Origin of the sequence: Enterobacter sichuanensis (assembly GCF_002939185.1) — a bacterium.
In the GTDB taxonomy this organism is placed as follows: Bacteria; Pseudomonadota; Gammaproteobacteria; order Enterobacterales; family Enterobacteriaceae; genus Enterobacter; species Enterobacter sichuanensis.
In genome coordinates, this window is sequence record NZ_POVL01000111.1 from 1 (window position 1) to 3,569 (window position 3,569).

Sequence of the window (3,569 nt, forward strand, 5' to 3'; positions counted from 1 at the left end):
AAACAGGGGGAAAACGTCTGTTTTAGCATTGCCGATGCCCAGGACTATCAGCCCGCTGATATAGGAATAAACCCACGTGGGACATCCTCGAAGGAAAAAGATTTTAATTTTTCCCCTGGCCTGACCATCGCTGATGGAAAATTATGTATCCCTCCTTCTTTTTATCACTTCCCTGATGAGGGACAGTTTGTTGTTGAATATTTATTAATATCAAAAAAATATGATGATGCGCCACGGAAATTTGTTGTCGGTGTCGGGGTGGGGTATGGGAAAGTTTATAATTTCCCCTTAACGGATCGTGAAATTGCAAGGCCTTATGGTTCGATTCAGGTTTCCGAATAGTAAGGGTGAATACCATTCACTTGTAATTTAAAAAACACTTTAATATTTTTTTAAACTGGTTAATTCCCATCGGTATCGATGCGAAATATTTGATGAGTAATGTTAAAATAACTGTATTACAGATTAAAGCTCTCGTGAATTTTATCAGGGCTTGATTTGCAATCATTCTTTCCGTACTCACTGAGTACTCCCCCTGATTAAAACTGTTCTTTGCCTGTAGGCATATAAAGAGTTATGGATAACAGGGTGTTTCAGGAGCCAATCATCATGAGTCTGACAGATACGCTGAATAAAACATTATCCGCCGTTACGGATGCGGGGTTGAATCGCTATCGCCTGGATATTCCTTCATGTACCTCATCACTGGATGTGGAAGAGTTCAGCGGTAAAGAATTTTTGAGTGAGTTGTATTACTACAACGTTCGCTTCACCAGTAGTGATTTGAACATTGATGCCACGCAGTTGTTGAATAAACCGGCCACGCTAACCATGGGGTCGGGGCCACTGATGGCGCTGACAGGACAGAAGGTTGTCCATGGCGTGGTCACGCATTTTAAGCGCATCAGTGGCTCACGTGACCAGGCTACCTATCAGATTATTATTGAACCGTTTCTGGCGCTGCTGGGTAACCAGTTCCGCACCCACCGCTTTTTCGTCAACAAATCGGTTCCTGAAGTGGTGGCTGAAGTCCTTCAGGAGCATGGTCTCAGGGGCTGGGAATATGAGTTCACCCTCAGGGCCGACTATCCGAAACGCGAGCAGATTAACCAGTACCAGGAAAACGACCTTGATTTTATTGAACGCCTGCTGGCCGAGGTGGGGATTTTTTACTTCTTTACCCTGCAGCCCGACACCCTGACAGAAGTGGTGCATTTTGCGGACAAGCAGAGTGCCTGGACGTTCGGTAAAAAACTGCCGCTGAACAGCCCGTCAGGGGCGAATGACAACGGCGCTGATTCGGTGTGGGGGGTGAATGTCCGGCATAACGTGGTGGCGCGCTCGGTGACGGCCAGTGACTATAACCACCGTGTAGCGCAGAACATCCTGACCTCGGTGCCGGCGGACATGACCCGCGGTGACGGTGAGGGAAATACCTACGGCGATGTGTACCATTACCGTCCGCGCCACCTTGAGCGTGGCGACAAAATAAACCCTGCGGCGGAAACCGGTAACTTCTGGGCGCGTCTGGAGCATGAGCGTTTTCTGTCGAACCAGACCACCATAACCGGCAGCAGCACCGACCACACCCTCGGCCCGGCACAGGTGCTGACCATCACCGAAACAGCCATACCCCCGACGCTGCCCCGGGAAACGGAAAACGGCGTCGTGATTATCAGCGCAGGCTACACCGCCAGCCGCAAGAATGCGCTGAAGGTGGACTGGGTGGCCACGCCGTACTACGAGAACCGCTGCTGGCGGCCGGAAGCGAAAAAACGCCCGGTGGTGAGCGGCACCCTGATGGCCCGCGTCACCAGCGCCAGGGACAACGATATCTACGCCTGGCAGGATGCATCGGGCATGTACCGGGTGAAATTTGATGCCGACCGCGACGACAAGCGTCAGGGGATGGAGAGTATGCCGGTACGCTTCGCCAAACCCTACGGTGGCGATAAATACGGCTTCCACTTCCCGCTGATACAGGGCACTGAAGTCGCCATTGCGTTCCACGAAGGCGACCCGGACCGACCGTATATTGCGCATGCCCTGCACGACTCCCGCCACGTTGACCACGTCACGGAAGCCAACAGCACGCGAAATGTTATCCGTACAGCCGGCCTGAACAAGCTGCGGATGGAGGACAAGCGGGGTGAGGAGCATATTAAGCTCAGCACGGAGTACGGGGGGAAGACGCAGCTTAATTTAGGGCACAATGTGGATGCTTCCCGCGAACTGCGTGGTGAAGGCGCGGAGCTGCGTACCGACAAACATGTAGCCATTCGTGGCGGTGATGGTGTGTTTATCACAGCCGATAAACAACCACTGGCCGGGGAAAAGATGCTCTCTATGAAAGAGGCTATTGCCCAGCTTGAAAATGCTCTGACGATAGCAAAAAGTTTGTCATCTGCTGCTGAAGGGGCTGAAGCTCTACCAGCAGATACTGCAAGTCAGCAAACTCTCAACGCAGCTCTCAAAGAACTGGCTAAACCAGGGATCATGTTGAATGCCCCGGATGGTGTGAGCATCACCAGTCCGCAGGCGGTGCGGGTAGCTTCCGGTACTGCCAGTGTAGGCATTATGTCACAACAGAATACTGATATTAGCGCCCTGAAGCGCTTTACGGTGGCGGCGGGCGAAGCTGTGAGCATGCTGGCCCGAAAGGCCGGGATGAAGCTTTTTGCCGCTAAGGGCAGGGTGGAAATCCAGGCGCAGGATGATGCGATGGAGGTTATTGCGAAGAAAGACGTCACGGTGACCAGTTTAGAAGGCAAAGTGGTAATCACGGGTGCAACAGAACTGGTCGTTAACTGTGACGGTGCATTTATGAAACTTGCAGGTGGGAATATGGAACTTGGTGCACCGGGCAATATTTTACTGAAGTGTGCTAATGTCCAGAAAATGGGAAGCGCGGACTATGACGCACCTAAACCTGAATTTCCGCAAGGGTATAGTGAGCGTTTTGTTGCACAGGATAAAGAGTCTGGGGACAAACTGGCAAACACGCGATACCGGATCACCACTGCCGATGGTTCTGTTTATGAAGGACGCACCGATAGTGAAGGTAAAACGGCTGAAATATACGGTGCGGCAAAAAGCAAAATAAGTATTGAACTGCTCGGTGGCTAATTCAGGGACTTAGAAAATGATTAAAGGTACGCAGCAAAGTAGTCTGGATAACGTGAGTAAAAACACTGTCGTCAACGGAGAACATGGCCCTCAGGTTTATTTTCACCCTGGTAGCGCAACATTACTCTGCGTAGACGCCAGAGATAACCACTTGTTCATACAGGAACAGCTGAAAATGACAGCGTTGCTGGAAGAGCAGAAAAAAGCGCAGATTGCTCTGGATGACCTCAATTATGAGATGCTGACTCAGGAAGGTAAAAAACCACAACGTGCTTATGACAGTAAACTTCAGAGTGCCTATCAACAACTCAATGAGGCTAATGAGAAATTAAAGGCTGAGCTGAAAGCGTTGACTGCAAATGTTCCCGAGGGTGAATTGCTTGATGAAAACTTTAAAGAGTCGGCTATCGGTATTATGGAGTTGATTCCCCTTCAGAAGACCG

General features: G+C 50.5%; 2 protein-coding genes and 1 pseudogene. All 3 read left to right on the top strand.

Annotation, left to right across the window (positions count from 1 at the left end; translation table 11 throughout):
* Window positions 1-342 (top strand): putative T6SS immunity periplasmic lipoprotein (locus tag C5687_RS23660; protein ID WP_238380515.1); only part of this gene is annotated, 342 nt, incomplete at its 5' end.
* A 267-nt stretch (window positions 343-609) separates the two neighbouring features.
* Window positions 610-3,126, top strand: a complete 2,517-nt coding sequence (locus C5687_RS23665; protein WP_104558176.1) for a type VI secretion system Vgr family protein — start codon at window positions 610-612, stop codon at window positions 3,124-3,126.
* Between the two features lie 16 nt (window positions 3,127-3,142).
* Window positions 3,143-3,569 (top strand): annotated as a pseudogene (locus C5687_RS23670) (hypothetical protein); the annotation flags it as partial.

What these genes read in the sequence shown, in the direction of transcription:
- C5687_RS23665 (WP_104558176.1), top strand. Translation starts at nt 610, where the DNA reads ATGAGTCTGACAGATACGCTGAATAAAACATTATCCGCCGTTACGGAT.